The sequence below is a fragment of the Streptomyces boncukensis genome (assembly GCF_011045075.1).
GTDB lineage: Bacteria > Actinomycetota > Actinomycetes > Streptomycetales > Streptomycetaceae > Streptomyces > Streptomyces boncukensis.
This window is the reverse complement of the sequence record NZ_JAAKZZ010000485.1, coordinates 1-5,538: the sequence shown is the minus strand read 5'-3', so window position 1 is coordinate 5,538 and position 5,538 is coordinate 1. Positions and strand designations below refer to the sequence as shown.

Annotated in this window: 1 protein-coding gene and 1 pseudogene; both read right to left on the bottom strand. The window is 72.6% G+C overall.

From position 1 onward, the window contains the following. Positions 1-3,420 (bottom strand): annotated as a pseudogene (locus tag G5C65_RS30180) (type I polyketide synthase); the annotation flags it as partial. Further along, positions 3,413-5,538, bottom strand: a 2,126-nt coding sequence (locus tag G5C65_RS30175) for an SDR family NAD(P)-dependent oxidoreductase (RefSeq protein WP_165302227.1), incomplete at its 5' end; no start/stop codon positions are given. The gene G5C65_RS30175 and the pseudogene G5C65_RS30180, both read right to left, overlap by 8 nt.

Genomic DNA, 5,538 nt, shown 5'->3' with positions numbered 1-5,538 from the left:
ACCCCCCACATCCCCCACCACCACGGAGACCGCATCGGGGCCCGCCGGGGTGATGCGGACACGGAGCTCCCGGACGGGCGAACCCCCGGGGTCCGCGAGCGTCGCGCCGTCGAAGGACAAGGGCATGCGGGGCTCGTCATCGGTTCCGATGGACATGTGCAGCGCGGCGTCGAGAAGCGCCGGGTGCACCGCGAAACCGGACGCCTCCACCTCCTCCGGCAGAGCGACCTCCGCATACACCTCCTCGCCCGACCGCCACGCGCAGCGCAGCCCCCGGAACGCGGGGCCGTAGGCGTATCCGGCTTCGGCCAGTGCGGGGTAGGTGTCGGCGAGGTCCACCTCGGTCGCTCCCGGCGGGGGCCAGACCACGAGGTCGCCGACGGCCGGTGCGGCCTCGGCGAGCCGGCCCTCGGCGATACGCGCCCACTCCTCCGTGTCCTCGGACCGGGACGAAATCGACACCGGCCTTGCGCCGTCGGCCTCCGGCCCGACGCGCACCTGGACGGTCACGGATGATTCGTGCCGCAGCACCAGCGGGGCCCGCAGGGTGAAGTCGGCGAGCCGGGCGCAGCCCTGCAGACGGCCGGCGGCCGTGGCCATCTCGACGAGCGCCGTGGCGGGCATGACGGTGGCGCCCAGGAAGACGTGGTCGGCCAGCCACGGAGCGGCCTCCAGCGAGACCTCCCCGGTCAGCACGCACCCGTCATCCGCGATCTCCACCATCCGGTTCAGCAGCGGATGGACGCCGTCGCCGAGGTCCACGACGGCCATGGGCGGGGGCCAGTGCCGCTCCCGCTCGAACGCGTACGTCGGCAGGTCGACGAGTCGCCCGCCCGGGAAGGCCGCGTTCCAGTCCCAGCCGACATCCGCCATCCGCAGCGCGGCCAGCGCCCTGGTCAGCGCCTCGACTTCGGGGCACCCCGCGCGCTGGCTCGGCAGGAACTCGGCCGAAGGGTCGCAGTCCTCCCCCACCACGGCCAGTGCGGCGTCCGGGCCGATCTCCAGATAGGTGTCGATGCCTCGCGTTCCCACGGACTCGATCGCCTGGCTGAACCGTACGGGCCTGCGGAGCTGGCGCACCCAGTACTCGGGGGTGCTGATGTCGCCCTCGGACGTCGGCATCATCGGAGTGTCGGGTTGCCGGTAGGACAGCTTGCCGACGACCTCCGCGAACTCGTCGAGGATCTCGTCCATGTGCGGGGAGTGGGACGCGTGGCTGATCCGGAGCGAGGTGCTCTTCCAGCCCTGTGCCTCGATCCGTTCCGCGACGCCGGCCACGGCGTCCTTGTCACCGGAGATCACCACTGACTGCGGACCGTTGACCGCGGCGAGTGCCACCCGGTCCGACAGGTGCTTGTGCACCTCCTCCTCGGGAGCGTGAATCGCCACCATGGCGCCGTCGCTCCGGCACCGCTGCATCAGCCGGGCCCGGTGCGACACCAGGGTGCAGGCGTCCTCCAGGCTCAGCACTCCGGCGATGTGTGCCGCCGCCACCTCCCCGACGGACTGGCCGACGATCCACTCGGGGGTGAGCTGCCAGGACTCCAGCAGCCGGGTCAGTGCCACCTGGAACGCGAACAGCGCCTGCTGAGCGAACCGGATCTGGTACAGCCGCTCCGGGTCGGTCCACGCGATGTCCCGGATCTCCGGTTCCAGGAACGCGCAGGCCGCGTCGAACGCTTCGGCGAACACCGGGAACGCCTCGTAGAGCTCCTTGCCCATGCCGAGCCGCTGACCGCCCTGGCCGGAGAACAGCAGACCGAGTCGGCCGGCTGACGGGCCGTCGCCGTCGCGCCGGATCAGCAGCCGGTCGTCGGTGCCGCCGCCGGCCAGCGCGTCGAGCGCCGTCCGGAACCCTTCGGCGTCCTCGGCCACCACCGCCGCCCGGCGCTCCAGCAGCGCACGGGATACGGCCAGCGAGTACCCGACGTCCACCACCGACGTCCCCTCGTCCAGCGCCGAGGACAGCCGCCGGGCCTGCTCGCGCAGTGCCGGCTCGGTGCGCGCCGACAGCACCCACGGCACGGTCCGGTCCTCGGCTGCCGCGCCACGGTCGGGGGGCTGCGCCTGTTCGAGTATCAGGTGCGCGTTCGTCCCGCTCACTCCGAACGACGAGATCCCGGCGCGCCGCGGCCTGCCCGGCTCGGGCCACGTCCGGTTCTCCGTCAGGAGCCGGACCCCGCCCTCGTCCCATGCCACATGCGGTGTGGGGCTGTCGATGTGCAGGGTCCGGGGCAGTACGCCCTTGCCGAGCGCCAGCACCATCTTGATCACACCGGCGACCCCGGCAGCCGCCTGGGTATGGCCGATGTTCGACTTCACCGCGCCCAGCCACAGCGGTTCCGTCCGGCCCCGTCCGTAGGTGGCCAGCAGCGCCGCCGCCTCGATCGGATCTCCCAGCGTCGTGCCGGTGCCGTGCGCCTCGACGGCGTCGACATCGGACGGACCCAGCGCCGCGCTCTCCAGCGCCGCGCGGATGACCTTCTCCTGCGCCGTGCCGCTGGGCGCCGTCAGGCCGTTGGACGCGCCGTCCGAGTTCACCGCGCTCCCGCGGATCACGGCCAGCACGGGGTGTCCGTGGCGTTCGGCGTCGGACAGCCGCTCCACCAGCAGCATCCCGACGCCGTCGGAGAAGCCGGCCCCGTCGGCGGCCGCGGCGAACGCCTTGCACCGGCCGTCCGGCGACAGTCCGCGCTGGCGTGCGAACTCGATGAAGAGGTTCGGTGAGGCCATCACCGTGGCACCGCCGGCCAGCGCCAGCGAGCACTCGCCGTTCCGCAGCGCCTGGACCGCCAGGTGGAGGGCCACCAGGGACGACGAGCACGCCGTGTCCACCGTCATCGCCGGCCCCTCGAAACCGAAGGCGTAGGAGATGCGCCCGGACATCATCCCGGCCGAGTTGCCGGTCGCCGAATAGCCCTCGATGTCCGGCGGCTTCGGCACGGTCGCGTAGTCCTGGCCGTTCGTGCCGACGAAGACCCCGACGCGCTGCCCGCGCAGGGAGTCGGCGGGGACCGCCGCGCGTTCGAGGGTCTCCCAGGCGGTCTCCAGCAGCACGCGCTGCTGCGGGTCGGCAGCCATGGCCTCCCGGGGAGCGATTCCGAAGAACCGCGCGTCGAAGCTGCCGGGGTCGTCCAGGAAGCCGCCGCCGCGGGCGTAGGTGGTCCCGACTCGCTGCGGGTCCGGGTCGTGGAGCGACTCCAGGTCCCATCCGCGCCCCGTGGGCGCCGATCCCATTCCGTCGCCCCCGCTGACGAGGAGGTCCCACAGCTGTTCCGGCGAGTGGACGCCACCGGGGAAGCGGCAGGCCATGCCCACGACGGCGACCGGTTCGCTGAGCGCCGCGAGGTCCTGACGCGCTTGCCGCAGGTCTGCCGTGACCCGCTTGAGATAGCCCAGCAGCCGCTGTTCGTCAGTCATCCGACGCCCCCTCCTCGTGGAACTCCTCGTCGATGAGCGCGAGCAGCTCCTCGCTACTCACCGCCGCCAGGTCGCCGTCGGCGGCGTCCGGCTCCAGCTGACGCAGCAGCGTCCGCAGCCGGGTGGTCACCTGCTCGCGGACCTGCGGCTCGGCGGGCCGCTCCGCCAGCGCCGCCTCCAGGCGTCCCAGCTCGGACAGCGGCCCGCCGACGGGCCCCTCGTCCGTCTTCAGCAGCCGCTCCAGCAGGTACTTCCCGAGGGCGGTCACGGTGGGATGGTTGAAGACGACCGTCGCGGGCAGCCGCAGCCCCGTCGCGGCGGTGAGGCGGTTCCGCAGCTCGATCACGGTCATCGAGTCCAGGCCCATCTCGGTGAATGCCTGGTCGGCGGAGATCCGGTCCGAGTCCGCGTGGCCCAGCACCGCCGCGAGATGCCCTCGCACCTCCCGTGACATCTCCGCGATCCGTTCGGGTTCGGGCAGCGGCTTGAGGCGTTCGACGATTCCTGACGCCTGCTCCTGCGGGGGCGGTGCGGGCACCAGGCCGGCGACGAGGGGCGTGGCGAACGCGGTCGGGACCCGTTCCCAGTCGATGTCCGCCACGACCAGGAACGGCGACGAGGTCGCCGAGGCCAGCGCGCTCACCGCGAACTCCGGTTCCATTCTGGACATTCCGTGTCTGCGCAGGGTGTCGGCGACGGACGGCAGGTAGGCGAGCCCGGCGCCGCCCCAGCTGCCCCACGCGATGGAGGTGGCGGGCAGCCCCTCGGCACGCCGTCGATGGGCCAGCGCGTCCAGGAAGGCGTTGCCCGGCGCGTAGTTCCCCTGACCGGCGAGTCCGAGCACACTGCCCACCGACGAGAACAGCACGAAGGCGGACAGCTCGCGATGCCGGGTGAGTTCGTGGAGGTTGACCGCGGCCGTCGCCTTGGCCCGCAGCACACGGTCGATCTGGTCGGTGGTCAACGAGCTGAGCGGACCGTCGTCCAGGACGACGGACGTGTGCACCACGGCGTCCGGCGGGTGTTCCCCGATCAGCGCGGCCAGCGCCTCGCGGTCGGTCGCGTCGCACGCGGCCACCGTCACCGCGGCGCCCAGGGCCTCGATCTCCGCCGTCAGCTCGGACACGCCCTGGGCCTCCGAACCGGTACGGCTGACCAGCACCACGTGGTCAGCGCCCTGGCCCGCCGCCCAGCGCGCCACCTGGGCCCCGATCGCACCGGTGCCGCCGGTGATCAGAACCGTCCCCGCAGGACGCCAGGCATCGGCCTCCGTCACCGGGGCCGGAACCAGCCGCCGTACGAAGGTCCCCGCCTCGCGGACAGCGAACTGGTCCTCAGCCGCCGAACCGCCCAGCGCGGCGACGAGGGCGCGCACCTCGCCGTCGCCTACTGCGGTCGGCAGGTCCAGCAGACCTCCCCACCGGTCCGGGTACTCCATCGCCATGACGTGACCCAGCCCCCACGCCAGACCCTGGCTGAACCCGGTGACCAGGTCCTCGTCGCCCACCGCCACCGCGTCGCGGGTCACGCACCACAGCCGTGCGTCGATGTCGTTCGCGTCCAGCGCCTGGATCAGTTCGATCGTGCGCGCGTGCCCGCGGGGCACCGCCGGATACTCGGGGTGGGGCTGTTCGTCCAGGGCGAGGAAGGACAGCACTCCGGCGACCCGTCCACCGGAGGCGATTTCCGCCACCCCCTTCGCATCGGTCGCGTCGGTCACGATCGCGCGCGCACCGAGCTGGTTGAGCACGGCTGCCACGTCCGCCATCAGTTCCGCTGGTCCCGCGCCGTCACCGACCACCAGCCAGTCGCCCGACAGGATCGGCGCCCCCGGGTCGGGGAACGGCTCCCAGGCGATGCGGTAGCGGCGGCGGTTCAGGAGCGATCGGCTCGTGTCGAGTTCACGCCAGCGGGAGAGGGCGGGCAGGATCTCCCGGAGGGAGTCGCCGTCCGCGATCCGCAGTGCTGCCGCCACCTCGTCGGCGTCCTGGCGCTCCACCATCTCCCAGAACGGCGAGTCTTCGGACACCCCGGTTTGCGGGGTGAGCCAGTAGTTCTCGTGCTGGAAGGGGTAGGTGGGCAGGTCGGCTATGTGGCCGGGGGTGTGGGTGTGGTGGG